This is a genomic window from Aurantimonas sp. E1-2-R+4 (assembly GCF_036549515.1).
Classification (GTDB): Bacteria; Pseudomonadota; Alphaproteobacteria; order Rhizobiales; family Rhizobiaceae; genus Aurantimonas; species Aurantimonas coralicida_A.
In genome coordinates this window covers 1-23,727 of record NZ_JAZHLK010000048.1, presented here as the reverse complement: position 1 = coordinate 23,727, position 23,727 = coordinate 1, and the positions used below count along the sequence as shown (strand labels likewise).

Annotated in this window: 31 protein-coding genes and 1 pseudogene; 12 read left to right on the top strand and 20 right to left on the bottom strand. The window is 63.8% G+C overall.

Going from position 1 to position 23,727, the window contains the following annotated elements; all coding sequences use genetic code 11:
- The first annotated feature begins 113 nt into the window (after positions 1-113).
- The 6 genes and pseudogenes from socA to VQ045_RS17650 all read left to right on the top strand — a co-directional run bounded on the left by socA (position 114) and on the right by VQ045_RS17650 (position 3,138).
- Positions 114-662, top strand: coding sequence for a type VI toxin-antitoxin system SocA family antitoxin (gene socA / locus VQ045_RS17675; protein ID WP_331831038.1), 549 nt, complete (start codon positions 114-116; stop codon positions 660-662).
- Positions 640-1,356, top strand: a complete 717-nt coding sequence (gene socB / locus VQ045_RS17670; protein WP_331831037.1) for a type VI toxin-antitoxin system SocB family DNA replication inhibitor toxin — start codon at positions 640-642, stop codon at positions 1,354-1,356. The genes socA and socB overlap by 23 nt, the downstream gene beginning before the upstream one ends.
- Positions 1,357-1,433: 77 nt before the next feature.
- Positions 1,434-1,583 (top strand): annotated as a pseudogene (locus VQ045_RS17665) (YkgJ family cysteine cluster protein); the annotation flags it as partial.
- A gap of 400 nt (positions 1,584-1,983) precedes the next feature.
- Entirely contained in the window at positions 1,984-2,214 is a 231-nt protein-coding gene (locus VQ045_RS17660) for a hypothetical protein (RefSeq protein WP_331831036.1), read from the top strand.
- A gap of 114 nt (positions 2,215-2,328) precedes the next feature.
- Positions 2,329-2,646, top strand: coding sequence for an HPF/RaiA family ribosome-associated protein (locus tag VQ045_RS17655; protein ID WP_331831035.1), 318 nt, complete (start codon positions 2,329-2,331; stop codon positions 2,644-2,646).
- Positions 2,647-2,802: 156 nt separating this feature from the next.
- The gene (locus VQ045_RS17650) at positions 2,803-3,138 is read left to right on the top strand and encodes a YkgJ family cysteine cluster protein (RefSeq protein WP_331831034.1); all 336 of its coding nucleotides are present in this window, start codon (positions 2,803-2,805) and stop codon (positions 3,136-3,138) included.
- 51 nt (positions 3,139-3,189) lie between these two features.
- Here the strand turns inward: VQ045_RS17650 and VQ045_RS17645 are convergent, their stop codons facing one another.
- The 10 genes from VQ045_RS17645 to VQ045_RS17600 form a co-directional block, all read right to left on the bottom strand.
- Positions 3,190-3,624, bottom strand: a complete 435-nt coding sequence (locus tag VQ045_RS17645; protein WP_331831033.1) for a TIGR02588 family protein — start codon at positions 3,622-3,624, stop codon at positions 3,190-3,192.
- 11 nt (positions 3,625-3,635) lie between these two features.
- Positions 3,636-4,502, bottom strand: a complete 867-nt coding sequence (locus tag VQ045_RS17640; RefSeq protein WP_331831032.1) for a TIGR02587 family membrane protein — start codon at positions 4,500-4,502, stop codon at positions 3,636-3,638.
- Positions 4,503-4,665: 163 nt separating this feature from the next.
- Positions 4,666-5,034, bottom strand: coding sequence for a DUF2934 domain-containing protein (locus VQ045_RS17635; RefSeq protein WP_331831031.1), 369 nt, complete (start codon positions 5,032-5,034; stop codon positions 4,666-4,668).
- 424 nt (positions 5,035-5,458) lie between these two features.
- Positions 5,459-6,154 (bottom strand): phosphoglycolate phosphatase, encoded by a 696-nt coding sequence (gph, locus tag VQ045_RS17630; protein WP_331831030.1) that lies wholly within the window; start codon positions 6,152-6,154, stop codon positions 5,459-5,461.
- Positions 6,154-6,711 (bottom strand): thioredoxin family protein, encoded by a 558-nt coding sequence (locus VQ045_RS17625; protein WP_331831029.1) that lies wholly within the window; start codon positions 6,709-6,711, stop codon positions 6,154-6,156. Before VQ045_RS17625 ends, gph begins: the two co-directional genes overlap by 1 nt.
- Positions 6,712-6,957: 246 nt before the next feature.
- Positions 6,958-7,728: an SDR family NAD(P)-dependent oxidoreductase gene (locus VQ045_RS17620; RefSeq protein WP_331831028.1), complete on the bottom strand. Its 771-nt coding sequence runs from the start codon at positions 7,726-7,728 to the stop codon at positions 6,958-6,960.
- A gap of 4 nt (positions 7,729-7,732) precedes the next feature.
- Positions 7,733-8,779, bottom strand: a complete 1,047-nt coding sequence (locus VQ045_RS17615; RefSeq protein ID WP_327625704.1) for a phosphotransferase family protein — start codon at positions 8,777-8,779, stop codon at positions 7,733-7,735.
- A 10-nt stretch (positions 8,780-8,789) separates the two neighbouring features.
- Positions 8,790-9,992, bottom strand: a complete 1,203-nt coding sequence (locus tag VQ045_RS17610; RefSeq protein ID WP_331831027.1) for an acetyl-CoA C-acyltransferase — start codon at positions 9,990-9,992, stop codon at positions 8,790-8,792.
- A gap of 59 nt (positions 9,993-10,051) precedes the next feature.
- Positions 10,052-10,564 carry a MaoC family dehydratase gene (locus tag VQ045_RS17605; protein ID WP_331831026.1) on the bottom strand — a complete coding sequence of 171 codons (513 nt, stop codon included), beginning with the start codon at positions 10,562-10,564 and terminating at the stop codon, positions 10,052-10,054.
- On the bottom strand, positions 10,564-11,382 hold the full coding sequence (locus tag VQ045_RS17600; RefSeq protein ID WP_331831047.1) for an SDR family oxidoreductase: 819 nt from the start codon (positions 11,380-11,382) through the stop codon (positions 10,564-10,566). The genes VQ045_RS17605 and VQ045_RS17600 overlap by 1 nt, the downstream gene beginning before the upstream one ends.
- A 111-nt stretch (positions 11,383-11,493) precedes the next feature.
- On the opposite strand from VQ045_RS17600, the gene VQ045_RS17595 reads away from it, so the two are divergent.
- The 5 genes from VQ045_RS17595 (at position 11,494) to VQ045_RS17575 (ending at position 15,091) form a co-directional block, all read left to right on the top strand.
- Complete coding sequence (locus VQ045_RS17595; protein WP_331831025.1) at positions 11,494-12,255, top strand: TetR/AcrR family transcriptional regulator; 762 nt, start codon at positions 11,494-11,496, stop codon at positions 12,253-12,255.
- Positions 12,252-13,490, top strand: a complete 1,239-nt coding sequence (locus VQ045_RS17590; protein ID WP_331831024.1) for an acyl-CoA dehydrogenase family protein — start codon at positions 12,252-12,254, stop codon at positions 13,488-13,490. Before VQ045_RS17595 ends, VQ045_RS17590 begins: the two co-directional genes overlap by 4 nt.
- Positions 13,491-13,569: 79 nt before the next feature.
- Positions 13,570-13,833 (top strand): BrnT family toxin, encoded by a 264-nt coding sequence (locus VQ045_RS17585; RefSeq protein ID WP_331831023.1) that lies wholly within the window; start codon positions 13,570-13,572, stop codon positions 13,831-13,833.
- Entirely contained in the window at positions 13,820-14,035 is a 216-nt protein-coding gene (brnA, locus tag VQ045_RS17580; RefSeq protein ID WP_331831022.1) for a type II toxin-antitoxin system BrnA family antitoxin, read from the top strand. The genes VQ045_RS17585 and brnA overlap by 14 nt, the downstream gene beginning before the upstream one ends.
- Before the next feature lie 87 nt (positions 14,036-14,122).
- Positions 14,123-15,091 carry an NADPH:quinone oxidoreductase family protein gene (locus VQ045_RS17575; protein ID WP_327648950.1) on the top strand — a complete coding sequence of 323 codons (969 nt, stop codon included), beginning with the start codon at positions 14,123-14,125 and terminating at the stop codon, positions 15,089-15,091.
- Positions 15,092-15,099: 8 nt separating this feature from the next.
- On the opposite strand, the gene VQ045_RS17570 is transcribed toward VQ045_RS17575, so the two are convergent.
- The 5 genes from VQ045_RS17570 to VQ045_RS17550 form a co-directional block, all read right to left on the bottom strand.
- A complete protein-coding gene (locus tag VQ045_RS17570) occupies positions 15,100-16,203 on the bottom strand; it encodes a YeeE/YedE family protein (RefSeq protein ID WP_327648949.1) in 1,104 nt (367 codons plus the stop codon).
- A gap of 251 nt (positions 16,204-16,454) precedes the next feature.
- Positions 16,455-16,811 carry a hypothetical protein gene (locus VQ045_RS17565; protein WP_327625695.1) on the bottom strand — a complete coding sequence of 119 codons (357 nt, stop codon included), beginning with the start codon at positions 16,809-16,811 and terminating at the stop codon, positions 16,455-16,457.
- Positions 16,812-16,886: 75 nt separating this feature from the next.
- On the bottom strand, positions 16,887-17,426 hold the full coding sequence (locus VQ045_RS17560) for a chemotaxis protein CheD (protein ID WP_327648948.1): 540 nt from the start codon (positions 17,424-17,426) through the stop codon (positions 16,887-16,889).
- Positions 17,426-17,815, bottom strand: a complete 390-nt coding sequence (locus tag VQ045_RS17555) for a response regulator (RefSeq protein ID WP_206453204.1) — start codon at positions 17,813-17,815, stop codon at positions 17,426-17,428. Before VQ045_RS17555 ends, VQ045_RS17560 begins: the two co-directional genes overlap by 1 nt.
- A gap of 94 nt (positions 17,816-17,909) precedes the next feature.
- Positions 17,910-18,938 (bottom strand): protein-glutamate methylesterase/protein-glutamine glutaminase, encoded by a 1,029-nt coding sequence (locus VQ045_RS17550; RefSeq protein ID WP_331831021.1) that lies wholly within the window; start codon positions 18,936-18,938, stop codon positions 17,910-17,912.
- Here VQ045_RS17550 and VQ045_RS17545 point away from each other — a divergent pair.
- On the top strand, positions 18,883-19,056 hold the full coding sequence (locus VQ045_RS17545; protein ID WP_327651136.1) for a hypothetical protein: 174 nt from the start codon (positions 18,883-18,885) through the stop codon (positions 19,054-19,056). The genes VQ045_RS17550 and VQ045_RS17545 overlap by 56 nt on opposite strands.
- 26 nt (positions 19,057-19,082) lie before the next feature.
- On the opposite strand, the gene VQ045_RS17540 is transcribed toward VQ045_RS17545, so the two are convergent.
- From VQ045_RS17540 to VQ045_RS17520, 5 genes are all read right to left on the bottom strand, one after another.
- On the bottom strand, positions 19,083-19,928 hold the full coding sequence (locus tag VQ045_RS17540) for a CheR family methyltransferase (RefSeq protein ID WP_331831020.1): 846 nt from the start codon (positions 19,926-19,928) through the stop codon (positions 19,083-19,085).
- A gap of 190 nt (positions 19,929-20,118) precedes the next feature.
- Positions 20,119-20,592, bottom strand: a complete 474-nt coding sequence (locus VQ045_RS17535) for a chemotaxis protein CheW (protein WP_442872958.1) — start codon at positions 20,590-20,592, stop codon at positions 20,119-20,121.
- Positions 20,593-20,609: 17 nt separating this feature from the next.
- Positions 20,610-22,913, bottom strand: a complete 2,304-nt coding sequence (locus VQ045_RS17530; RefSeq protein ID WP_331831019.1) for a chemotaxis protein CheA — start codon at positions 22,911-22,913, stop codon at positions 20,610-20,612.
- An 84-nt stretch (positions 22,914-22,997) separates the two neighbouring features.
- A complete protein-coding gene (locus tag VQ045_RS17525; protein WP_327625689.1) occupies positions 22,998-23,369 on the bottom strand; it encodes a response regulator in 372 nt (123 codons plus the stop codon).
- A complete protein-coding gene (locus VQ045_RS17520; RefSeq protein WP_331831018.1) occupies positions 23,366-23,665 on the bottom strand; it encodes an STAS domain-containing protein in 300 nt (99 codons plus the stop codon). Before VQ045_RS17520 ends, VQ045_RS17525 begins: the two co-directional genes overlap by 4 nt.
- Positions 23,666-23,727: the final 62 nt, after the last annotated feature.

The following is a 23,727-nucleotide window of genomic DNA, read 5'->3' as shown; positions in this document are numbered from 1 at the left end:
TGGGGTCAGGTGTTCGAGTCACCTAAGCGGCACCATTTCCTCCTTGCCAAATCACCAACCGCTCGTTCAATATGCGAACGAAATGAGAACTGTTAGGCAGCGAGAATGAGGCCATGAGCGGCGCATACGATCCGAGGGCGATAGCGAACCTCATACTCGACGAGGCGGATCGGCGCGGCTTCAAGATCACAAATCTCGCACTGCAGAAGCTGCTCTACTTCGCTCACGGCATCTACCTTACAAAGACGAAAAAGCCTCTTGTTTCCGGCTACTTCGAGGCGTGGCAGCACGGGCCCGTTCATCCCTCTGTTTACCGGGCTTTTAAACATGGCGGGTCTGCACCGATTGCTACTCGTGCGGTCAAGCAAGACCCGTTGACGGGGAGAACCCAAGACCTGCCAACCCCCGATGACATCGCCGTCATCGATATCGTTAGCGACGTGATGCGTTTCTATGGTCCGATGTCCACTGGCCGACTCGTCGATCTTTCTCACGCGAAGGACGCGCCTTGGTCGGCAGTGGTGGACAAAGCAAGAACGAACGTTGCTTTCGGAATGCGTATATCGGATAATGTGATCCTCGAACGATTCCAACACCACAAGGTGTCCCTACACGCGAATCCTCGCGCAGGAGAACCGAATGACGACGCGCCCTTTGCCTGACATCGACCTCGCTCGGATTGCGCCTCAACCCTACGACATGAAGCGCAAGAGCCTTGAGCAGATGCGAGGTGGGCGTCCACCATTCTCCTACAAGCCGGTGCGGTCCTGCTTCGACGACATCTTCAATATCCAGCCCGATCTCGACTTCGGTAGTGCAGAGGCAACCCCTTGGTCGCTTGTCGAGGAAGAATTGACCAAGCGTTGCCGTTCCGAGATCGAACTCATACACAACAAGCGCGTTGCCCGTGGCTTGCATGACTTTGCCACTTCCGGGCGAGTCATGGGTCGCAAGCATGATTTCTTCCCGCTTGCGATGGGTGTCGGGCGAAAGGTGACATTCTGGCTTCCGATGGTCCTCGCGATCGACGACCAACCCCACGCGATCTTCGTTGAGCCTCGCCGCTCCCGCGGCCTGACGGCAGAGGGCCGGCGTTTCGCCTTCTCGATGATGCACGAGCGTATCCGGGCGGCTGACGAGGACTTCGCCGACGTTTGCCTCGCAATCGTTCGCTTCGCTGATCCGGATGGCGACCGCCGCGACGCCCAACTGTTTACCGAGGAGGGCGTTGACCTCTACTCACTCGACGAACTCGAACTGATGGTCGCATCGACCTATGATATGTGGAGCGAAGTGCTTGAGGAGCGGGACGCCGAAACGCGTCGCCGTGGCACCGGGACAGGTTCGCTCATCTGATGCACACGGACGAGGTACGACGGAGCCTGCCGGAAACAAGGCACGTCCCCGCCCCACCATCCATGCTAGACAGCCGCATGACCCCACCGCCCTTCGACTGCCAGGCCTGCGGCGCCTGCGGCTCCTACTCGCCGGCATGGCCGCGGTTTTCGACCGAGGCCGATGCCGATCTCGATATAATTCCGGAAAAATTCGTCGCCGCCGATCTCAGCGGCATGCGCTGCGACAACTGACGGCGCGGCAGACGATCAGCGCCACTGGACGGTCGTCATCCGCGAGATCGAGCGCCAGACCGGCTGCGGCACGAGCCGGATACGGCGACGCGGATCGCATCGGGCGACTCCTTCGGCGCCTGATCTGAAACGATATTCCCAAATCTGTTTCAGTTTTCCGACAGGCTCTTTGGGGGTCGCGCAAGCCGAGCGGTCTTGCAATGAAATCCTTGCGTCCGTTGTTTTTCCGTTATTTTGCGCCATCTAAGGAGCACGGCCTCGAGAGTTCAGTCGGGTCCGGCTTCAGAAAAATCAAACCTACCGTCCGACTCCGGAAAAACCGGCAGCGTCGTTATCCTGTCGATGGCTCGGTTCGCGCGGACTCGCACGGCAGGATATCCCGGAGAAACCCACAATGACCGACGTGATGAAATACCCGTATCTGTCGAGGAGAAGCCAGCAGTTGGATATTTCAGAGACCGATCGGGCGGTCGCCCGTAGCCCGTACGACGTATTCATGGCTGACCGGTTCGACAATTGGGCGGATGGCGGTGAGAAATTTTACTTCGTCGAAGGAGAGCGGCCAATTGTGGATGGAATTGCGATGCCGCCTCGCGAAGATTTCGCCCGGCACCGGATCAGTTAGCGGCGCGCCGCCATTTCTCGGGCTGGTTTTGCCGGTCAATGCCTGGGACACAGTCTCAAGGCGAAATACCGTCTGAGCCTCCGCGACGAAGAAGAAACCGAAGGAAGAAATACCATGGACATCGAAATCCGCACCGACAGCAATATCGACGGCGATGCCGACATGGTGGAGAAGGCCAAGAACGAGGTGGAGAAATCACTCGGCCGTTTCGACGCTCATGTGACCAGCATCCATATTCATTTCAGCGACGCGAGCGCCGGAAAGGAAGGCCTGGAAGACATCCAGTGCATGATCGAGGCGCGCATGGAAGGTCGGAAACCCGAGGCCGTCACCGAAAAGGCGAGCACGACCGATAAGGCTCTCAGCAGCGCGATCGGCAAGATGCGGCGGCTGCTTGATTCCGAAATCGGCAAGATGCGTGACGCCAGGTGATTCCAGCGTGCCATTGAGAAGACCGGTTCATCGCGGCGCCCCTTACCCCTCATCCTTCCTATCGCCGTGCGCCACGACCCGCAGCGCGCCGTCCGGCAACTGCCGTTGCAGAGACGCCGCCCACTCCGCCCCCGCCATCCATGCTAGACAGCCGCGATGATCCCACCGCCCTTCGACTGCCAGGCCTGCGGGGCCTGTTGCTCCTTTTCGCCGACATGGCCGCGGTTTTCGACCGAGGCCGACGCCGATCTCGACAAGATTCCGGAAAAATTCGTCGCCGCCGATCTCAGCGGCATGCGCTGCGATGGCGCCCGCTGCTCCGCCCTTGTCGGCAGCGTCGGTGTCGCCACCTCCTGCGCGATCTATGCGGTGCGACCCGATGTCTGCCGCGCCTGCGTTCCGGGCGGAGACGACTGCCTGATGGCGCGCCGCGCTTTCGGACTGGATGATACCCACGTCGCGCCGCAAGGCGATGCCGTCTGCGAGGCGTAGAGAAGAGCGCGGCAACGGGGAGCTTCTGGCCGCCGACATCCGGCGCGACCGCTATGGCTCGCGGTAGCTCTTCGCATTCAATTCCAGACGGTATTGGCCGGGATACTTGCTGAACAGGAGCGCGCCGCGACGTTCGGAATGGCCGGGAATGTAGTCGAGTGTGACCTCGCTGGTCTCCACCGTCTCCTCGCCGTCCATGAGGCTGCCTTCGACCGTCACCTCCGCGGCGGTGGCGTCGCCGCCGTTGAAAGCGCGAAAGCCGATGCGAAACCCGCTCGCCATCGTCTCGGTGCGTCCGGCCGCCACCGCCAGTCGCGGGGTCCGGCCCGTCGCGCTGAACGCCTCGAACAGGATAAACCCGATCATGGCCAGCACGACCACGGCGGAGATCCCACCGACGATCCACTCGATCGGATGCGGCTTGCGTGCCTGGGTTTCCTCGCCGGTTTGCTCTTCGCCCCCGCCATCCTGCTGATCCCGTTGCATCGCTGTCGTCCTTACAAGATCAGGCGCGCGGCGGCGGCGCCGATCGCGGCGGGGAAGCCGAGCACGACCACGACCCGCAGGATTTCCGTATAGGCCATCCCGTCGGTTCGCCCGAAGGTCCACAGCACATAGAGGCTGATCAGCGCCGCGAGCACATAGCCGACCAGGGTGAAGCGCAGAAAGGCGCTCCACCAGGGCGTACCGGGCGGCAGCGATTCTTCGCCGTGGAACTCCACGGCATAAACAAACCCCTGCATCAACACGATCGACAGCACGATGAGCGCGACGGCATGCCACTCGGTCATCTTGTAGGAAATGAGAACCATCTCCTCGGTCGGCGCCACATTGAGGCCGAGGAACAGCGCGCCGATGCTCATCAGAAACAATTCGCTGGCATAGTTCACCTCCTCCGGACCGTCGGACGGCTCCATCTTGCGGCCGCCGAGCTGGCTACGCCCGAGGATGGCGCCGATGCTCGCCGGAACCGCTTGAACCGCGATCTTCCCGACGATCTCGTCGAGCGGCATATCGAAAGTGAGCAGGCCGAAGGTCGCCAGCACGACGGCGCTCGCCAGGATGCCGATCCCATAGGCGATCGCCGCGTCGCGCAGATCGTCTTTCCAGTCGAAGGTTTTCTGAAAGCCGGCGTGGGAGGACAACAGCGCCAGAACCGGGATCGTCAGGATCAACAGCAGCGCCAGGCGGAACCGGTCGATATAAAAGCCGCTCCACCACATCTCCATGGTCATGATCATGGGAAGCGCGAAGATCAGCGCGCCGCCGAAAGCACGCCCCAGCCCGACGGCGATACGTCGGCGTTCCCAGCGCTGCTCTTCCCTCGGCCAGCTAGGAGACGACGGACCCTCCGCGTCCTGCATCGCCCGTCTCCTTGCAATCGCCAGCGTCAATGCTCAGCAGATCAACGCCGCGTAACAACCGTCCCGGCATCCAGAATTCTATCCTTGACCTCGGCGCGCCTTCATCGCCAGCGCCCTGCTTACCACGCGATTACTCGCGCGCAACGCACCCTGTTCGCTGTCGCTAAGACCGGACATCGCTCCGCGCCGCCGTTCGGACTGCGTTCGGCGCCCCTGGCAGCGGCCGAGCCTGCCGCCGCGCTCCCATCTTGCCCCGACCGAAGCGGGGCGGCTCGCGGCCGAACAGTTCTGCCGAAAACGGCTCCGGGGTCCACAGCGCCTTGCGCAAGGCCTCCGCCTCGTGCCGCTCGGCATCGATACGGTTCCAGCGCGGCTGTTCGCTCATCCGGACGGGTTGCGGCGGATTCAGCCGGGCGAACTCGCGGTTCGCCTCCGCCCAATGCTCGTGTTCACGGCCACTGGGGCGACCCGCCCGTTCCCAAATTTCGTAGGCAAGCCTGCGGATCGCCTCAGCGTTATCCACCTTCACCATCGCCTCGTCTCCCCGATGTCGGTTGGACCAAATATTTAGGGCAGCGTGAGCCCCGCCGTAAGGACACAAGACTTAATAAAATCTTAAGCCGGGCAACGGCTCGGGCAGGTTCGCTAGCGTACCAACGAAAATCGACTCAGCCGCATACCCGCATCATCGCGCGCCACCCGACGTCCGGTCAATGGGCGTTGAAGCGCCAATGCCGCGGTCAACCCGCTATGGGAGAAACCAAAAGAGCAGCAGCCACGATGATCGACCACACGGCGATGGTCGCCCACAGCATGGCCATTTCGGCGCTTCTGTAACTCATACGCTTTGACCTTCGTGCGCCGCGCCCACCGGCGCGGGCTGACTGCCGCATCTTCGCCTTATTTAGGGCAAGGACAGGTCATGTCGAAGGCCGAACTCGGTGGGCGGTTAATGATCACTCCGCGGCCGCCCGCGCACGGATCGCCTCCAACGCCGCCGGAACGGCATCGATCCGGTCGACCAGCGCATCGGCGCCCAGATCTTCGGGGGCGATCGCCGTATAGCCGCCGCGTACCGCGATGACGGTCATTTTCGCCGCCACGGCCGCCTCGACGTCGTTCTCGCTGTCGCCGACGAAGACCACATCGGCGACGCCGAGACCGAGCCGCTCGCAGGCCAGAAGCAACAGGCCGGGCGCCGGCTTCTTGTCGGGGCCGGCGTCACCGCCGACGACAACGTCCAGAAGCTCGAGCAGACCGAAATGGGCGAGAATCTCACGCGTCGCCGCCTCCGGCTTGTTGGTGACGACGCCGATCGGCACGCCGGCCTCCTTGAAGACTCGCGTCGCCTCGCTGGCGCCGGCGGTCAGCGTCGTCAGTTCGGTCGCGCGCGGCTCGTAGATCGCCAGAAACCGCTCCACAGCCTTGTCGCGGCTCGCCGGGTCGATGTCCTTGCCGAGCGCCGCATAGGCCCGTTCGATCAGCTTCGGCACGCCGCCGCCGATCATCCGCGTCACCGCTTCCAGGGTGAACGGCGGCTCGCCATAGCTGGCCAGCGTCTGGTTGAGCGAGGCATGAATGTCGGGCGCCGAATCGACGAGCGTCCCGTCGAGATCGAACAAGACCGCTTTCGGCCATGCCATACCGGCCATCAGGCGGCATCCTTCCATTTGATCGAACAGCCGATCGATGGCACCTGTTCTGTGGGACCCTCGCCGGTCTCGGCGACCTGCTTCATGGCATTGAAGAGATCGCGCCCGGTGTCGTCCGGCGTCGCCTGTTTGCGCGACGCGTCGATGCGGCCGCGATATTGCAGGCCGAGATCACCGTTGAAGCCGAAGAAATCCGGCGTGCAGACGGCCCCATAGGCCCGCGCGACGCTCTGGTCCTCGTCATGGAGATAGGGGAACGGAAAGCCGTGCTGCTCGGCGAAGCGCTTCATGTTCTCGAAGGAGTCCTCCGGATAGGCGGAGGCGTCGTTCGAGGAGATGGCGACCGTGCCGATGCCGAGATCCGCGAGTTCCTTGGCGTCGCGCACCAGCCGGTCGATCACCGCTTTCACATAGGGGCAGTGATTGCAGATGAAGGCGACCAGGAGGCCGTTCGCGCCCTTGTGGTCGAAGATCCGGTGGGTATTGCCGTCGACGCCGGGCAGTTCCGCGTCCACCGCCTTCCAGCCAAAGTCGCAGATCGGGGGTTGTGCCGCCATGGTGAGACTCCTCCTCGCTCAAGTACTGTCCTTCGATTAAGGGCAAGCGGCCCGAAAATCGAGCGGGGCGGCGACTAGTGGTCCGATTTCGACATTTGCATCCCGCTTGAAGCTCCCTGGCAAGCAAATGTCGAAATCAAAGGACCACTAGCAACTTTATGACTCTCGTGGATTTTTCAAATTTGACATTTGATTTCGAGTCCGCCGCACGTGGGTATCAGATGTCAAATTTAATCCACTAGCTTCTCAAATCGCCGACAGCCCGCCGTCGACGGGCAGCACCGCCCCCGTCATGAAGCCGTTGGCCGGATCGGCGGCGAACAGCACCGCGGCGACCACCTCCTCGACCTCGGCGAGCCGGCGCATCGGGATGCCGCGCACGATGCGTTTTTCCTCCTCGGAATCGGCGCCGTGGCCGTCGCCGAGCACCATCGCGGTGCGAGCGAAGGACGGGCAGACGGCGTTGACCCTGATACCGCGGCGCGCGGTCTCTGCGGCAGCCGAGCGGGTCAGCCCGATGACGCCATGCTTGGCGGCGGCATAGACCGACAACAGCGGCGCGCCCTTCAGCCCGGCGACCGATGCGACATTGACGATGGCGCCGCCTCGGCCCTCGCGTTCGAAGCGCGCTTCCATCGCCGCCAGTTGGTGCTTCATGGCGAAGAAGACGCCCATCAGGTCGATCGCGATCACCCGCTCCGCCTCGGCGGCGTCAATGGTCGAGAGGCGTTTGTAGGCGTGGACGATGCCGGCATTGTTGATGGCGATGTCGAGGCCGTCGAAGCGTTCGATCGCGGTTTCGACCAGCGCTTGCGCCATCGCCTCGCGCGAGACGTCGCCGGCAAGCGTCACGATCTCGGTATCCGGAATATCCTTGGCGGCGGCGGCGAGCGCCGCGTCATCGAGATCGGTGAGGAGGAGCTTCGCCCCTTCGGCGGCGAACGCCTTGGCGATCGAGCGGCCGAAACCGCCGGCCGCGCCAGAAACGAGCACGCTCAGTCCGTCGAAGCGGCGCATCCCCTCAGCCCTCCTTGCCGATGAGCTCGACGGCGAGGCTTGCGATCACCGGGACGCTACGGCCGTAGGACTTGGCCTTCTCGGGATTGGAGGCGTTGCCCTGTGTGTAGCGCTTGAAGACGCCTTGCAGGATCGCCGCCAGACGGAAGAACGAGAAGGCGAGATAGAACGGCCAGTTGTCGATGCCCTTGAGCCCGCGCCGCTCGCAATAATGTGCGACATATTGCGCTTCGGTCGGGATGCCTAGCGACGGCCGATCGGCGTCGCCGAGCCCCTTGAACGAACCGACATGCGGCAACCGCCACTGCATGCACTGATAGGCCAGATCGGCAAGCGGATGGCCGAGGGTCGAGAGCTCCCAGTCGAGGATCGCCAGGATCTCCGGCTTGTCCTTGCGGAACATGATGTTGTCGAGCCGGTAGTCGCCATGCACGAGGCTGGCCGCGCCGTCGTCCTCCGGCAGGTTCTCCTCCAGCCAGGCGGCCAGGGTTTCCATGTCTTCGATCTCATCGGTCTTGGACTGGCGATACTGTTCCGACCACCGCGACAATTGCCGGCCGAAATAATTGCCAGGCCGGCCGAATTCCGCCAGCCCCACCGCCTCGACATCGACCGAATGCAGCGCGGCGAGGGCCGCGTTCATCGCGTCGTAGATGGCGCCGCGCTCCTCGTCGCTGTCGATTTCGGGAAGCATCGGGTCCCAGAAGATGCGCCCGTCGAGATGCTCCATGACGAAGAAGGTGCGGCCGAGCGGTGAGTCCGCCTCGTTTGCCAGATGCAGCATCTTCGGAACCGGCACGTCGGTGCCGGCGAGCGCCTTCATCACCTTGAATTCCCGGTCCACCTGATGAGCGGATTTCAGGAGTTCCCCGGGCGGTTTGGCGCGCAGAACATAGGTGCCGCTCGCCGCGTCGAGACGAAAGGTCGGGTTCGACTGGCCCGCCTGGAACTTAACCATCTGCTTGAGGCCTTCAAAGCCCTCGATATGATCCTCGAGATAGCTGCCGAGCGCCGCTTCGTCGATGGTCTGGTCGTCCGTATCCTCGCTCATGACCCGCCGCTCATAGGACTTCAAACAAGCCGGCGGCGCCCATGCCGCCGCCGACGCACATGGTCACCACCACCCAGCGAACGCCCCGGCGCTTGCCTTCGATCAGCGCATGGCCGGTCATCCGGGCGCCGGACATGCCATAGGGATGGCCGATCGATATCGCGCCGCCATCGACATTGAGGATGTCGTTCGGGATGCCGAGCGTGTCGCGGCAGTAGAGCGCCTGGCTGGCGAACGCCTCGTTCAACTCCCAAAGGCCGATATCGCCGATTTTGAGGCCATTCTTCTCCAGGAGCTTCGGCACGGCGAAAATCGGTCCGATGCCCATCTCGTCCGGGTCGCAGCCGGCGACCGCGATCCCCGCATAGCGCCCGAGCGGCTGAAGCCCGCGCCGCTCGGCGTCCCTCGCCTCCATCAGCACTGCGGCCGAGGCGCCATCGGACAGTTGCGAGGCGTTGCCGGCGGTGATGAAGCGCCCTTCCTTGACCTCCTGCCCGTCCTTGAAGACCGGTTGCAGCTTTTCGAGATCGGCCAGCGTCGTCTGCGGACGATTGCCCTCGTCGCGGTCGAGCGTCACCTCCCGGTCCGAGATGTCGCCGGTTTGCTTGTCCTTGACCTTCATCGTCGCGGTCATCGGCACGATCTCGTCGTCGAAGCGTCCGGCGGCCTGGGCATCGGCCGTTCGCTGCTGCGACTGCAGCGCATACGCATCCTGCGCCTCGCGGGAAATCCCGTAGCGGTCCGCGACGATCTCCGCTGTCTCCAGCATCGACATGTAGAGGTCCGGCCGGTGTTCCCGCAGCCAGGGATCGGCCCTGCGAAACAGGTTCATCTTGTCGTTCTGGACCAGCGAGACCGATTCCAGCCCGCCGCCGACGGCGACCGTCATGTTGTCGAGAACGATCTGCTTCGCCGCGACGGCGATCCCCATCAGGCCGGACGCGCATTGCCGATCCAGCGACATGCCGGCGACGCTTGTGGGCAGTCCGGCGCGAAGCGCGCATTGGCGCGCTATGTTGGTGCCGGTCGAACCCTGCTGGAGGGCCGCCCCCATGACCACGTCCTCGATCTCGGCCGGATCGACCCCGGCCCGCTCGACCGCGTGGCGGATGGCATGCGCGCCAAGCGCCTGCGCCTGGGTATCATTGAAGGCGCCGCGATAGGCCTTGCCGATCGGCGTGCGCGCCGTCGAGACGATGACCGCTTCTCTCATGGCGGGACTACCCTTTCTGTTCGCTGTCGTTCGATTGCGTGAGGATTCGCGGACTGAAATCAGCTTGCGGGCGGCTCCAGCACGGCAAGCGTGATCCAGTGGGCTGTCAGCGCCGGTTTCGTCGCGCCCTCGATCTCGACCGTCGCGTCCCAGGCGGTCTGAAGGCTCACGGCGCGCTCGGTCAGCCCGATCATCTTGAAACGGCCGCGCACGCGCTGTCCGGCCTTGACCGGATTGAGGAAGCGGACGCGCTCGAAGCCGTAATTGATGCCCATCCTCGTAGTCTCGACGCCCGGCAGCGCATCATAGGCGAGCGGCGACAACAGCGACAGCGTCAAGAAGCCGTGGGCGATCGTCCCGCCAAACGGCGTCTCGGCCCTGGCGCGCTCGGGATCGACGTGGATGAACTGGTGATCGTGGGTCGCCGTCGCGAAGGTGTCGATCATCGCCTGGTCGACGGTCACCCAATCGGAGACGAACGGCTCGCCGTCCAGATGCGCGCGATAGACGTCGAGCGGCACGAGGCGCGCCCTGAGCGCCGCTTCGGTTGCGGCGACGGAATCCAGTTCCATCAGCCCTCCTGGAACAATTCGTGTCCGGTTTCGACCCCGATGCCGCCGTCGAGCGGCAGGATCGCGCCCGTGGTATATGCACCGCCGCGGCCGCAAAGAAACAGCGCGGCCCCCGCAATATCGTCCGGCGAGCCGATCCGGCCCATGGGAACGCCGCGCCCGACCGCCGCAGCCTTTTCGTCGCTGCCGGTGGCGAACGCCGTCATCTTCGACTGGAAAGGCCCGGGCGCGAGGGCGTTGACGGTGATATGACGGCCCGACAACTCCTTGGCGAGGCAGCGGGTCAGATGATGCACCGCCGCCTTAGAGGCCGCGTAGGAATAGACGTTCTCGCTGAGCGGCGCCGCGCCCATCACCGAGCCCAGATTGACGATTCGCGCCGGATCGTCGGCATGTGTGGATTTTTCCAGCAACGGCAAAAGCTGCTGGGTCACGGTGAACAGGCCCGCGACATTGACGCCGAGCACTTTTTGCCAGGCGTCGTAGGGAAATTGCTCCAGGGGTGAGCCCCAGGAGACGCCGGCATTGTTGAACAAAATCTCCAGCCGGTCGGTGCGCTCACGAACCGCGGCGGCAAGCGCCTTGACGCCCGCCTCGCTTGACACATCGCCGGCAAAACCCTCGACCGTGCCGGGATGCCCTTCCGCGTTGATCTCGGCGGCCGTCGCCTCGCAGGCCTCGGCCTTGCGCGAGGCGATCAGGACCCGCGCCCCGGCGCCGGCGAGCGCTGTGGCGATCATCCGCCCGATGCCGGTCGCACCGCCCGTAACCAGCGCGGTCTTGCCGTTCAACGCGAACAGGCGGTCCAGAATCGACATCGTCATCGGCGTTCCTCTCCTATCGACCGGCTACGCGTGCCGACCCCGCGCAAGGGACTTTCAACGCCCGCAATTGACATCATACCTAAGAGTATGTCCAGTGGCGAAGCGATGGTCAGTGAAAAACAGGACGCCGACGACGGCGAGCAAGAACAGGATGCGCGTAGGCCTCCCAGCTCTTCCCCGCGTTCGCGCCGCGACCGCGACTTTTCGGCCGCGCGCGACAGTGCGGCGGAATGCGACGGGACGCTTGCGGCGCTTCTGGCGGCCGCCGCCCGCGCCTTCGGCGAAAAGGGGCTCGCGGCGACGTCGATCGACGATATCGCGCGGCGCATGGGGGCCACCAAGGGCCTTGTCTACCACTATTACCGCTCCAAGAACGACCTGTTCTTCGACGTCTGTCAGCACGGCATGGCGCTCGACTTCGCTGCGGTCGAGCCCCACGCCGCTTCGCGGGATCGCGCCATCACCCGTCTGCGCGCAATGGCCGAGGCTCATGTGCTGACGATGATGGAGCGTATCGACTTTCAGAACGTCATCTTGCAGGGCGTCTCGCGGCATGTGAACGGGCCGTCGACGCCCGAGGATCGCGCGACGCTGGAGCGGCTCATCGCCGAGCGGGACCGCTACGAAATGCTGTTCCGCGGCGTCATCGCCGATGCCACACGTGAGGGCGATCTCGGCGCCGTCCGCGATGCGTCGATCGCCGGCAAGGCGTTTCTTTCGGTGCTCAATTCACCGGTTTTCTGGTATCGCGAGCGCGACGACGAGACCGCTAGCGACCGGCGGGCCATCGCCCGCGATATCGCCTATTTCGCCCTGCGCGGCGCCGGTGCGGACAGCGCCATTCTTGAGGAGGAATTCGACCAATGAGCAACATGGCCCTCGGCATGACCGACCGCCTGAAGCCGATCCATGCCGCCGTCCGCGACATGATCAGGGACGAGATCGCCCCGGCAAGCGAGGAGTTTCTCGCCGAAGTGTCGAAGGGCGAACGCTGGGTCTATACCGACCGTCAGCGGGACCTTCTCGAAGGTCTCAAGGCGAAGGCGAAAAGCCGTGGTCTGTGGAACTTCTGGCTGACCGATTCCGAGCGCGGCTCCGGCCTGACGATCGTCGAATACGCCTATCTCGCCGAGGAGATGGGCAAGACGCATCTCGGCGCCGAAACCTTCAACTGCTCGGCGCCGGACACAGGCAACATGGAAGTGTTCGAGCGCTATTGCACGCCCGAGCAACAGAAGCCCTGGCTGCAACCGCTGCTCGAGGGTGAAATCCGCTCCGCCTATCTAATGACCGAGCCGGACGTGGCGTCGTCGGACGCCACCAACATCGCCATGTCCTGCGTCGCAGACGGGGACGACTACGTGCTCAACGGCGAGAAGTGGTGGGCGACGGGCGCCGGCGACCCGCGCTGCAAGATCTATATCGTGATGGTCAAGACCGGCGGCGACGACCAGCCCAAGCATCAGCGCCATTCGATGATCCTGGTGCCCGCCGACACGCCGGGCGTCGAGGTCATGCGGGCACTGACGGTCTATGGCGAAGACGACGCCCCGCACGGCCATATGCATATCCGCTTCACCGATGTCAGGGTACCGAAGGAAAACCTGATCCTCGGCGAGGGACGCGGCTTCGAAATCGCCCAGGGGCGCCTCGGACCCGGCCGCATCCACCATTGCATGCGCGCGATCGGCCATGCCGAGGCGGCGCTGGAACTGATGTGCAAGCGCTCGATGCGGCGCGAGGCCTTCGGCAAGAAGCTGGCCCAGCTCGGAGCCAATTTCGACATCATCGCCGAATGCCGCATGAATATCGAAATGGCGCGGCTGCTGTGCCTCAAGGCGGCCTGGATGATGGATCAGGGCGACGCCAAGGCCGCCGCGCCGTGGATCAGCCAGATCAAGGTCGTGGCGCCGAACATGGCGCTCAAGGTCGTCGACGAGGCGGTGCAGATGCATGGCGGCGGCGGCATCAGCCAGGATGTGCCGCTGGCGCGCATGTGGACGCATCTCAGAACGCTGCGGCTCGCCGACGGGCCGGATGCCGTGCATCGCCGGCAGGTGGCGCGCTGGGAACTCAAGAAGCACACGCAGGAGAAGGTGTGAGCGGCCGCGGCGGGTGATATTCCGAGATCACGGTGCTTTCCGGCATGGAAACTGCATCATTTTTATACTATTATAGCTCATGCAGTTCGAATTCGATCCGGAAAAGAGCGCGGTGAACAAGGCGAAGCACGGTATCGATTTCGAGGAAGCTCAGCGTATCTGGGACGATCCGTGGATGATCGACGCTCCCGCTCGTACCGACGACGAGCCGCGCTTTCTCACGATTGGCCGGATTGCCGGCAAGCACTGGTCGGCAGTTTGCGTCGAAAGGGCTGGCAGAGTCAGGCTAATTTCGGTGCGCCGATCCGGACAACAGGAGATTGCGTTCTATGAAGGCGCGTGAGTTTGATGCGGCATTCGATGCCGGTGAGGATGTGAGCGACCAGGTTGACTGGTCGAAGGCGCGTCGTCCCAACCTCGACACCCGACGCGTGAACGTTGACTTCCCCACCTGGGTCGTCGCTGGCCTCGATCAGCAAGCGCGGCGCCTGGGGGTCACCCGGCAGGCGCTGATCAAGCTCTGGATCGCGGAACGCCTCTCATAAAGGGGCACACACGCCGCGCGGCGGCCGCCGACCTCCCCACCGGAGGACCGAGAGAACCCGCGGGTCCTGAACCGCCAGAGGAAATTCATGAAAGCCATCGTCTGCGAAAACTACGGTCCGATCGAAAACCTCGCCTATCAGGACGTGGACGACCCTGTGCCCGCCGGTAGCCATGTCGTCATCCGGCCGGAGGCGATCGGCGTCAACTATCCGGACGGGTTGCTGGTCCAGGGCTTATATCAAGCCAAGCCCGATCTGCCCTTCATTCCGGGCATGGAGGCGGCGGGCGAGATCGTGGCGGTCGGGCCGAACGCCCAGCGCTTCAAGCTCGGCGATCGGGTCGTCGCCTATATCGAGAATGGTGCCTATGCCGAGCGCGTCATGGTCGACGAGGCCGCCGCCATGGCGCTTCCCGATGGCCTGGACGCCGGCGCGGCCTGCGCCCTTCTCTGCGGCTATGGTACGGCGCACCACGCACTGAAACAGCGTGCGGCGCTGCAGCCCGGCGAGACGCTGCTGGTTCTCGGCGCGGCCGGTGCGACCGGGCTCGCGGCAGTGCAGATCGGCAATGCGATGGGCGCGAGGGTCGTCGCCGTCGCCTCCTCCGAGGACAAGCGGGCGCTCGCCGTCTCCGAGGGCGCCGAAGTCGCGATCGGCTATGACGACCTTCGCGCCGACATCAAGCGGCTGACGGACGGCAAGGGCGTCGACGTCGCCTTCGATCCGGTCGGTGGCGAAGCATTCGACGCGGTGTCGCGATCGATGGCGTGGAACGGCCGCCTCCTCGTCATCGGCTTCGCCTCGGGCACGATCCCGCAATTTCCGGTGAACCTTGCCCTGGTCAAAGGCTACAGCGTCGTCGGCGTGTTCTGGGGCGCCTTCACCCGCAAGGAGCCGGAGGTGTTCGCCGACAATATGCGCGAACTGATGGAGTGGGCGACGGACGAACGGATTGCTCCGCATGTCTCAGAGCGGGCAAACTTAGCCGACGCCGCCGATGTCCTCAAACGCATTCACAACCGGCAAACGACCGGCAAGATCGTCCTGGTTCCGTAGGCCGCTCTTCAGGCCACCGGAGCCGCGCCGGAGAGCGTCGGGCTGGAGACCGATCCCGTCTCCTCGCCGAGGCGAACGAAGACCCAGTCGGTCAGCATCGCGCCGATCCACATGCCGATCAGCGCCGTCCAGGCCGTAACCGCGAGGATGGAACCGCCGGTGACGCCGGCGCCGACCGCGCAACCGCCCGCCAGCATGGCGCCGAACCCCATCAGCACCGCACCGAAGATATAACGTGGCATGGTGTGCCCGCCGTCGAAATTCTCGATCTTGAGCTCGCCGGCCAGCAACGCAGCGGTGAACGAGCCGAGGAAGACGCCCGGCATGATGCCGATGGCGAAATCGACCGCGTGGTCGGGCCAATTCAGGGTGAGCATGAGGAGGTCGGCGGATGGGCCGGAAAAGGTCAGCGATTCCGTCGGCACGATCCCGAACGCGGTCTGCGAGGCGGTGTAGGTGAACAGCCAGCCGGCCGGGATGGCGAGGCCCACGCCGAGCGCGCCGATCCAAATTTGTGATCTAACCCGCTTGTGCAGCGCCACGACGATGCCGGCGGCCAACCAGACGAGGCCGATACCGAGGCCGACCTCGTTCCCGACACCGAGCCAGGCGAGAATATCGCGGTCCGGTCCGCCGTCGATCAGCCACCAGCCCGACAATTCGCTTCGCAGGGGTGCCAGCACGCCGCGATAGGCGGCCTGGGCGGACACCGCGAAAACCAGGCCCGATAGCAGCGCCCGCAGATTGCCGGTGGCCGATAGGACGAGCAGTCGGGTGGCACAGCCGCGCGACGCGATCATCCCGACACCGAACAGGAGACCGCCGATCGCCGCGCCGGACATGCTGCCGGTGACCGCCAGCATCCGGCTTTGCGAGACATCGAGCCAACCGGCCAGAATCGCGGCCTGCACGCCGACCAGCGCCGCCGAAAAACCCAGCAGCCAGACGACGAGTTTGGCGCCGGGTTCACGGCGGCGGAATTCGATCACGGCCGAACGCAGGCAAAAGCGGCTGCGCTGGGCGAAGGCGCCGAACATGAAACCGATGATGACACCGCCCGCCACCAGGACGTTCGTCTCGCCGAACCGGTCCATCAATGAGGCGAGATCCATCCTCTGCCCTCCATTCGTCATTCCAAACGATATATTTGGATATTTGAATGAATCCGGCGTCCGCGCCTTGATCTACGTCAAGTGGCAGCGGCAGTGGAGGCGTGGTAGCGGCATGCGGGGCGAAGGGGAATGGCCGGAGCGTCGTCGACGGCGGTGGAGCAAGCTGTGACGCCGTGCCTTGCCAGCGTCCTGCCGGCACCGCATGATCCACGTCGCGACACCGGGGCCGGAAATAGCCGGCCGAGAATGTTTTAGCCGAACAGCTCGAGATCACCGCCGGGGTCGATTGGCCGCGCAGCGCCGTTGACCGCCTGACGCGAAATCGCGAGCCGGTGTTTCAGATCGCCGAGACGGACCGTTTCGAGCGCCGATTGCAGGGCGACCTCGTATTCGGCCGGAGCGTGGTCTCCGGCGACAGCGAGAAACGTCGCGAGATTTTCGAGCGTCTGCTGCGTACGATCGATGCTCTGCACGGCGCGCACGTAAGGCGCGTCCTGCCGCGGATGGTCGGTGCAGATCAGATCGTGCATCGCTTCGGTCATTTCCGCCAAAGCGTTCAGCTCGTCGGAAATGATCTTGAGCAGATCGGGCAGAGGGCTCGTGGTCATGATGCTACGCTTCGGTTAGTGGGATGGGCGCTCGGTGGACCACGCTGGGGTGGTCCACGCGGGCTTGTGACCGTGTCAGAATAGTTCGACTTCTCCGATCGACTGGGGCTTTCTGATGGGAGGCGCGACCTGGATGACGGGCATTGCCGCTTTTTCGAAGAATATCTGCCGCGCCCGACCCGTATGGGGCCAATATTCGATCCGCCGGCCGACCCCTCCGCCGAGACTGCCGCCCAGATAGATGATGTTCTCCATCTGCAGGAAACGCTCAGCGAAAGCGGCATTCTTCGAGCCGACCTCGGACAGACCGTCCATCGCCCGCGCACCGCCGAACAGCTTCGCTTCGAGATGCCCGCGCCGCGCGCCGCGCTGCAGCAGCCCGTTGATCAGCAGCTCCATCAGATAAAGACCGAAGCTCTCGGCGCGCGCGCCCTCCTGACCGCTGCTACCGGGCAGCAGAAAGTGGTTCATCCCGCCGACACCTGCGCCCGGATCCCGGATGCAGGCCGCGACACACGAGCCCAGAAGCGTGGTCAGGATGGTATCCGGACCTTCGTCGACCTTGGCTTCGCCTTGCATGACATGGACGCGTCGCCCTTCGCTTCGTCCCGTCATTATTGCAGGCGTCCGACGACGGCTTCCATGGTCTTCTTGAGCACAGGCACGGTGATAGGCTTGGCCAGAAAGTTGTTGACGCCGAGCTGCGCGGCCTTCTGCACCAGCTCCCGGTCGCCCGCGCCGGTCAGGATGATAAACGGCGTCTTCTTGGTCGGCGCGTAGGATCGCACCGCTTTCAAGAGCTGGATACCGTCGAGCTTGGGCATATTGAAGTCCGAGATGATAATGTGGCACGGGGCCGACATCATCGTCCGCAGCGCCTCTTCACCATCGACCGCAAAGACGATGTTCTTGATACCAAGTTGTTCCAGCGCATCACGAATGAGCATGCGGCTTGTTCTATGATCGTCGACGATCAGAACCTTCAATTGATCTACAATGCCCATGGCGTTGTTCCTTTCGGCCGCATTACAAGCGAATTTGATGAATCTATCCTCAATTTCGCTGTGTTTTTTATAGAGGTTTCGCTTTGCGAGCGGTTCATACGAATATCTCCCGCGCCACGCGCGACAGCGGCAGTCGCTTTTGCGCGGCGCCAATCTCATATGCGACGCGCGGCATGCCGTAGACGAGCGAGGTTTCCTCGTCCTGAGCGAGGGTCCGGGACCCTCCCTTCCGCATTTCCAAAAGCCCCTGCGCGCCGTCCCGGCCCATCCCGGTGAGGATTACGCCTGTCGACCGGTCCTTGAAATTCTTGGCGATCGACGCGAACAGCACGTCGACCGACGGTCGGTGTCCGCAGACCGGGTCGTCCGCCACCAGCGCGATGGTCAATTGGGTGCCCTTTCGCAGCATCATGTGACGGCTGCCGCCCGGAGCCAGGTAGACATGGCCCTGGCGAATCGCTTCGCCGTCCTTGGCCTCGCTGACATGGGCGGGACAAATCCGGTTGAGCCGTGTCGCAAAGGAGGCGGTGAAGGCGGCCGGAAGATGCTGAACGATGAGCGTCGGGGGGCAGTCGGCGGGAAATTCGGCGAGAACCTGCATCAACGCCTCGACGCCGCCCGTCGAGGATCCGATGCCGATCAGGTCCGGGCCGGATTGGGACCGCGCCAAAGCTCTGTTCGCCGTGCCGTTGCCGGGGTGCTCGACGGCAGCCATACGGCGTTTGACCAGGCCGGCCTTGGCGCGGTTGGCCTCCTTGATCAGGTTGGGCAGAATGTCGAAGGTGTTGCTACTGGCGCCTGGCTTGGCGATGCAGTCGAAAGCGCCGAGTTCCAGCGCCTCCAGCGTGACGGCGGCCCCCGGCGCTGTCAGATTGGACACCATGATCACCGGCGTCGGGCGCAACGTCATGATCTTCTGGAGGAATTCGATGCCGTTCATGTTCGGCATCTCGACGTCCAGGGTCACGACGTCGGGATCGAGCGCCTTCATTTTCTTACGTGCTTCAAAGGGATCGGCTGCTTCGCCGACCACTTCGATTCCCGGGTCGCTATTCAACGCATGCCGGATGAGCGCGCGCATCGTCATGGAATCGTCGACCACTAAGACTCTGGCAGGTGACATGCTCACGCTTTCCTTTTTCCGGCGGCGCAGCCGCCTGACGAATCGCCAAACCTCGGCGCGCCAGCGCTATTGCCTGCGCGATGCGCGCGCACATCACGATGATTCGGTGTGGGGTTAAGACGCAATCCAGTCATCGAACCGCCCTCACGCCGTCTTGCGATAGGAGGTGTTGGCGTCATAGGTCATCACCTTGGCCGCCTCTCCCGCCAGCCGTTCGGAATGGCCGACATAGAGAAAGCCGCCCGGCTGGATGCGCTCGGCAAAGCGGCTCCACACGCGTTCTCGCGTCTGCTGATCGAAATAGATCGTGACGTTGCGGCAAAAGATCGCGTTGAACTTGCCCTTCATCGGCCACTGGCCGATCAGGTTCAATTCTCGGAACGACACGAGATCGCGCATGGCGTCGACCACCTCGAACGCCATCTCGTTGACGCTGCCGGATGCGGGTGCGCCACTATCCGGGCTGGCCGACCGGAACCAGCGGCGACGCATATCGGCCGGCACGGCGGTCAGATCGCTGGATGCGTAGACCCCCGCTCGGCCGGTGGCCACGACATTGGGATCGATATCGGAGGCGAGAATGCGAATATCGTGGTCCGCCGCATCCGGCATGAGCGAGAGCAGCGTCATCGCGATCGAATAGGGCTCGTGTCCGGTTGAACATCCCGCCGACCACAGGCGCACGCGCCCACCGCTCTTGGCGGCATTCAGCAGCGGGGGGAGGAAGTGTTCACGCAGGTGATCGAAATGGTGCTGCTCGCGAAAGAACTGCGTGACGTTCGTCGTCAGCGAGGCGAGCATGGTCATGCGCTCGCTGGCGCCGCCGGCATCGTTCACCAGCGCACAGTAATCCTTGAAGCTGCGCATGCCGAGGCTGCGCAACCGCTTCGACAGGCGCGAATAGACCAGCGTCGCCTTGGACGTTGTCAGGTGGATGCCCGCGTCCTCGTAGAGCATTTCCGCGATCTTCATAAAGTCGGCTTCCGTCATCGGGAACTCGCCGGCGACGATCGAAGCGGACGCTGAGCCTCGCGGCCTCACGGTCTTCTCCTGCTGTCTGTCAACACTCACAGCGTGTTACTCCATGGCCAGCCGTAGGCGTTCGGCGCGATTGCGCCGGGCCAGACGGGGCAGCACCCGATTTCGTACCTCCCTGCGGAGGGTTTAGGGTAGTCTTAGCTCAAGCTGCAGCTTGCAGTTGTGGCAAGACATTGTCCGTTGCGATCAGCGAGATCATGCGTCCCTCGATCGCCATAACGCCCCTGACGAACTGTTTCGCCAGTTCCGAAGCGATATCGGGCGTCGGCTGCAGTGCATCGTCCGTGACTGTCAGGATATCGGAGACGGCGTCGACGAGCAGGCCGAACAACTGGTGCTCGGCACGCACCACGATGATGACGCTGCGCGCGCTCGCTTCCGTCCTGGCGAAGCCAAGCCTTGCGGCGAGATCGACGATCGGCAGCACCGCGCCGCGCAGATTGATCACGCCGTTCACATAGGAGGGCGCATGCGGAAGCGGCGTTGCCGCCGTCCAGCCGCGAATCTCCCGCACCGACATGATGTCGACGCAGAATTCCTGTTCCCCGATCCGAAAGGCGATCAGCTCGCGGCCGTTTCCCTCGCCCTTGTTGTCGTTCTCGGCGGGATTGGCAATTTGGTTTGTCATCGATTTCACTCCGCTGCCTGCTGAAGTCCGTTGCTGTGAATGCCGTCAGTGCGCGACGTCGCGACGATCACGTCGACATCGAGAATGAGAGCGACGCGCCCGTCGCCGAGGATCGTCGCGGCAGCGATTCCCGGCACGCGGCGATAATTGGCTTCAAGACTCTTGATGACGACCTGGCGCTGCCCCTGGATGGCGTCCACCAGAAGCGCCGAGCGGGTGCCGTTCTCTGCTTCCACGAGGATCGCGACACCGGTCGTCGCATTGGTCGGGGTCGTGGTGTAGGCCAGTTCGCGGCCGACATCGACGAGGGGCAAGAAGGCGTCGCGCACCTTGATCAGCCGCGCATCGCCGCCAAAGCCCTTCACTTCTTCCGGCTTCGGCTGCAGCGTCTCGATGATGGCCGTCAGCGGCACCACAGCCGTCTGGTCCCCGACGGTCACGATCATCCCGTCCAGCACCGCCAGCGTCAGCGGCAGGCTCATGGTGAAGGTCGAGCCCTTTCCGGGTTTGGAGGTGATCGAGACACGCCCGCCCAAAGCCTGGATCGAACGTTTCACGACATCCATGCCGACGCCGCGGCCCGACAACTCGGAGATCTCGCTTGCCGTCGAAAAGCCCGGCATGAAGATGAGGTTGTCGATCTCTTCGTCCGAAAGATTGGCCTCGGCCGCGACCAGGCCCTTGGAGATCGCGATCTCGCGCACTTTCGGGCGGTTGATGCCGGCGCCGTCATCGGAGATTTCGATGACAATCCGGCCGGAGCGGTGCATCGCCGCGACCTTGACCGTGCCCTCTTCCGACTTGCCGGCCGCCAGTCGCACATCGGGCTTTTCCAACCCGTGGTCGATGGCGTTGCGGAGCATGTGGGTCAACGGATCCGCAAGCCGCTCGATCACGGTTTTGTCGACCTCGGTCCACTCGCCCTCGGTCACCAGACGGACGGTCTTGCCGGAGATTTCCGCGACCTCGCGGGCCAGCCGCGGCAAGCGCTGGAACACCGATTTCACCGGCTGCGCGCGGATCGCCATGACGCTGTCCTGGATCTCCCGGGTCAGCTGTTCGAGTTCGTCGAGGCCGACGGCGACTTCCGAGGCGCGGGCAAGCCCCGCCTGATAGGTGCGCTGCGAGAGCATGACCTGATGAATGACCAACTCGCCAACCAGATCGATCAGCCGGTCGACGCGTTCGAGATCGACACGGATGGTCTGAGCCGGACTGCCGCCGACATTGCCGGATTTGGCCTCGCTCGCATCGGCCTTCGCCGGTTTCTCCACCGGAGCGCTGGCCGACGATGCGGCCGCCGCTTCCGGCGCGGCCGCCGGCGCCGGCGCGGGCTGGCCTGCCATCACCGGCTTGGATGCCTTGGGTTTGTCCGCCTTGGGAGCTTTGGCCGCCGGTGCCTCGTCGGCAGCCGCATCGCTTGCCGCTTCGCCACGCAGGCTAGCCAGAAGGTCGGCCAGGTCCGAATCGACATCGACGGCACCGTCGGCCGATCCGGTATCCGAATCCAGGATTCGCTCGATCGACAGGTCGCAATCGTCTTCGACGAATTCGAAGACCTCGCGGATCTTCTCTTCGCTCTCCACCGTCGTCAGATCGACGGTAAAGGTGAAATAGGCGCCCTCGGGATCGAGATCGGACAGGAGCGGAATCTCGCTCGTGTCGCACTGGACATTGCCCTCGCCCAGTTCGAGCAGATCCCGGAGGACGCGAACACTGTCGTTCGCCTTGGCATAGAGGGCGGCGTGCGGGCGGAAGATGATCCGATAGGCTTGGTCGCCACCGCCACCGCCACCGATCAGTTCGTCGAGGTCGACGGCGACGGGAACGAAGCCGAAGTCGTCATCCACACTATCCGCACTATCCGCGCTGTCCTCTGGCTCTGGCGCATCCCCGGCGGCGTCCGCCGGGGTTTCGCCCTTGGCGGCCGCGACCAGATCCTTGAGCTCGGCGGCCAGGCCCTCGTTGCGGGACGCATCGACCGTGCCGCCGTCACGGGCGACCGTCACCAGATCGGCCAAGGCATCGGCCGCCCGCAGCATGACCTTGATGACGACATCGCTCGCTTCCAGCCGGTCCGACCGGAGTTCGTCGAGCGTCGTCTCGAAGATGTGGGAGAAACGGACGAGGTCATCCAGACTGAAGGCGCCGGCGCCGCCCTTGATCGAGTGCACGGCGCGGAAAACGGCATTTACCGTATCGGCGTCAGCCTCGCCGTTTTCGATCGCGAGCAGACCTGTCTCGAGTTCGGCAAGCTGCTCGGCGCATTCCTCGAAAAAGGTCTGCCGGATTTCAGCCATCGCGTCCATTGTGCTACCCTATTCTCGCCTTCGAACCTGAAAGTCGGACCGTTGTTACGGCCTCAAGCTTGCCAGGCGCTTTCCGAACTATGATTACGCTGCGACGCGGTTGATCGCGTCGAGCAGTTTGACCGGGTCGAATGGCTTGACGATCCAGCCGGTCGCTCCGGCGAGGCGCGCGCGCTGCTTCTTTTCCGCGTCGCTTTCCGTGGTCAGGACAAGGATCGGAATTGCCCGACGACTGGGATCTTCGCGCACCTCTTCGATGAACTGAAACCCGTCTTTGCGCGGCATGTTGATGTCGGTGATGATAACGTCGGGCTCGACCTCCATCCCCTGCAGAACCTCAATGCCGTGGGCGCCGTCCTCGGCCTGGACCACGACGAAGCCGGACGATGTCAGCGTCGCGCGCAGCATCTCGCGCATGGTTCGCGAATCGTCGATCGTCAGAATTGTCCTGCTCATGCCGCGATGTCCTTTTGGCTTAAGGTTTCCGAAAGACCGAGAAGGTCGAGTCCCGAGCGAAACGTCTCCGACGGTTCGACGATGGTGAATGCGACCTCATCCGCGTGCCACGTCGCCGCGGCCGAATGAAGAACCTGGATGCACTGTGCACCTACCTTCTCCACGCTGGCGGCATCGACCGTGACCGGCTTGCCCCGCAACGTCAGGAGTTGGTCGAAGAGCGGGCCTGCCGCCTTCAGATCGAGGATGCCAGGGAGTTCCACCGCAGCCCCCGCACGTGTTGCCTTTTTTGCCATCAGAACTCTTCCCAGCTGTCGGTGTTGGTCTGTTCGGCACGGGCGGCGCCGCCGCGGCCGGT

Excerpts from the sequence above, each read along its gene's own strand:
- VQ045_RS17615 (WP_327625704.1), bottom strand. The coding sequence starts at position 8,779 with ATGAGCGAGGATACGGACGACCAGACCATCGACGAAGCGGCGCTCGGC.
- VQ045_RS17570 (WP_327648949.1), bottom strand. The coding sequence starts at position 16,203 with ATGGATCTCGCCTCATTGATGGACCGGTTCGGCGAGACGAACGTCCTG.
- VQ045_RS17655 (WP_331831035.1), top strand. The coding sequence starts at position 2,329 with ATGGACATCGAAATCCGCACCGACAGCAATATCGACGGCGATGCCGAC.
- VQ045_RS17555 (WP_206453204.1), bottom strand. The coding sequence starts at position 17,815 with ATGGGCATTGTAGATCAATTGAAGGTTCTGATCGTCGACGATCATAGA.
- VQ045_RS17565 (WP_327625695.1), bottom strand. The coding sequence starts at position 16,811 with ATGACCACGAGCCCTCTGCCCGATCTGCTCAAGATCATTTCCGACGAG.
- brnA (WP_331831022.1), top strand. The coding sequence starts at position 13,820 with ATGAAGGCGCGTGAGTTTGATGCGGCATTCGATGCCGGTGAGGATGTG.
- socB (WP_331831037.1), top strand. The coding sequence starts at position 640 with ATGACGACGCGCCCTTTGCCTGACATCGACCTCGCTCGGATTGCGCCT.
- VQ045_RS17600 (WP_331831047.1), bottom strand. The coding sequence starts at position 11,382 with ATGTCGATTCTGGACCGCCTGTTCGCGTTGAACGGCAAGACCGCGCTG.
- VQ045_RS17660 (WP_331831036.1), top strand. The coding sequence starts at position 1,984 with ATGACCGACGTGATGAAATACCCGTATCTGTCGAGGAGAAGCCAGCAG.
- VQ045_RS17605 (WP_331831026.1), bottom strand. The coding sequence starts at position 10,564 with ATGGAACTGGATTCCGTCGCCGCAACCGAAGCGGCGCTCAGGGCGCGC.
- VQ045_RS17550 (WP_331831021.1), bottom strand. The coding sequence starts at position 18,938 with ATGTCACCTGCCAGAGTCTTAGTGGTCGACGATTCCATGACGATGCGC.
- VQ045_RS17520 (WP_331831018.1), bottom strand. The coding sequence starts at position 23,665 with ATGGCAAAAAAGGCAACACGTGCGGGGGCTGCGGTGGAACTCCCTGGC.
- VQ045_RS17650 (WP_331831034.1), top strand. The coding sequence starts at position 2,803 with ATGATCCCACCGCCCTTCGACTGCCAGGCCTGCGGGGCCTGTTGCTCC.
- VQ045_RS17540 (WP_331831020.1), bottom strand. The coding sequence starts at position 19,928 with ATGACGGAAGCCGACTTTATGAAGATCGCGGAAATGCTCTACGAGGAC.
- VQ045_RS17635 (WP_331831031.1), bottom strand. The coding sequence starts at position 5,034 with ATGGTGAAGGTGGATAACGCTGAGGCGATCCGCAGGCTTGCCTACGAA.
- VQ045_RS17610 (WP_331831027.1), bottom strand. The coding sequence starts at position 9,992 with ATGAGAGAAGCGGTCATCGTCTCGACGGCGCGCACGCCGATCGGCAAG.
- VQ045_RS17530 (WP_331831019.1), bottom strand. The coding sequence starts at position 22,913 with ATGGACGCGATGGCTGAAATCCGGCAGACCTTTTTCGAGGAATGCGCC.
- socA (WP_331831038.1), top strand. The coding sequence starts at position 114 with ATGAGCGGCGCATACGATCCGAGGGCGATAGCGAACCTCATACTCGAC.
- VQ045_RS17645 (WP_331831033.1), bottom strand. The coding sequence starts at position 3,624 with ATGCAACGGGATCAGCAGGATGGCGGGGGCGAAGAGCAAACCGGCGAG.
- VQ045_RS17575 (WP_327648950.1), top strand. The coding sequence starts at position 14,123 with ATGAAAGCCATCGTCTGCGAAAACTACGGTCCGATCGAAAACCTCGCC.
- VQ045_RS17560 (WP_327648948.1), bottom strand. The coding sequence starts at position 17,426 with ATGACGGGACGAAGCGAAGGGCGACGCGTCCATGTCATGCAAGGCGAA.
- VQ045_RS17625 (WP_331831029.1), bottom strand. The coding sequence starts at position 6,711 with ATGGCGGCACAACCCCCGATCTGCGACTTTGGCTGGAAGGCGGTGGAC.
- VQ045_RS17585 (WP_331831023.1), top strand. The coding sequence starts at position 13,570 with ATGCAGTTCGAATTCGATCCGGAAAAGAGCGCGGTGAACAAGGCGAAG.
- VQ045_RS17545 (WP_327651136.1), top strand. The coding sequence starts at position 18,883 with ATGAGCGCGCGCATCGTCATGGAATCGTCGACCACTAAGACTCTGGCA.
- VQ045_RS17620 (WP_331831028.1), bottom strand. The coding sequence starts at position 7,728 with ATGCGCCGCTTCGACGGACTGAGCGTGCTCGTTTCTGGCGCGGCCGGC.
- gph (WP_331831030.1), bottom strand. The coding sequence starts at position 6,154 with ATGGCCGGTATGGCATGGCCGAAAGCGGTCTTGTTCGATCTCGACGGG.
- VQ045_RS17595 (WP_331831025.1), top strand. The coding sequence starts at position 11,494 with ATGGTCAGTGAAAAACAGGACGCCGACGACGGCGAGCAAGAACAGGAT.
- VQ045_RS17525 (WP_327625689.1), bottom strand. The coding sequence starts at position 23,369 with ATGAGCAGGACAATTCTGACGATCGACGATTCGCGAACCATGCGCGAG.
- VQ045_RS17640 (WP_331831032.1), bottom strand. The coding sequence starts at position 4,502 with ATGCAGGACGCGGAGGGTCCGTCGTCTCCTAGCTGGCCGAGGGAAGAG.
- VQ045_RS17590 (WP_331831024.1), top strand. The coding sequence starts at position 12,252 with ATGAGCAACATGGCCCTCGGCATGACCGACCGCCTGAAGCCGATCCAT.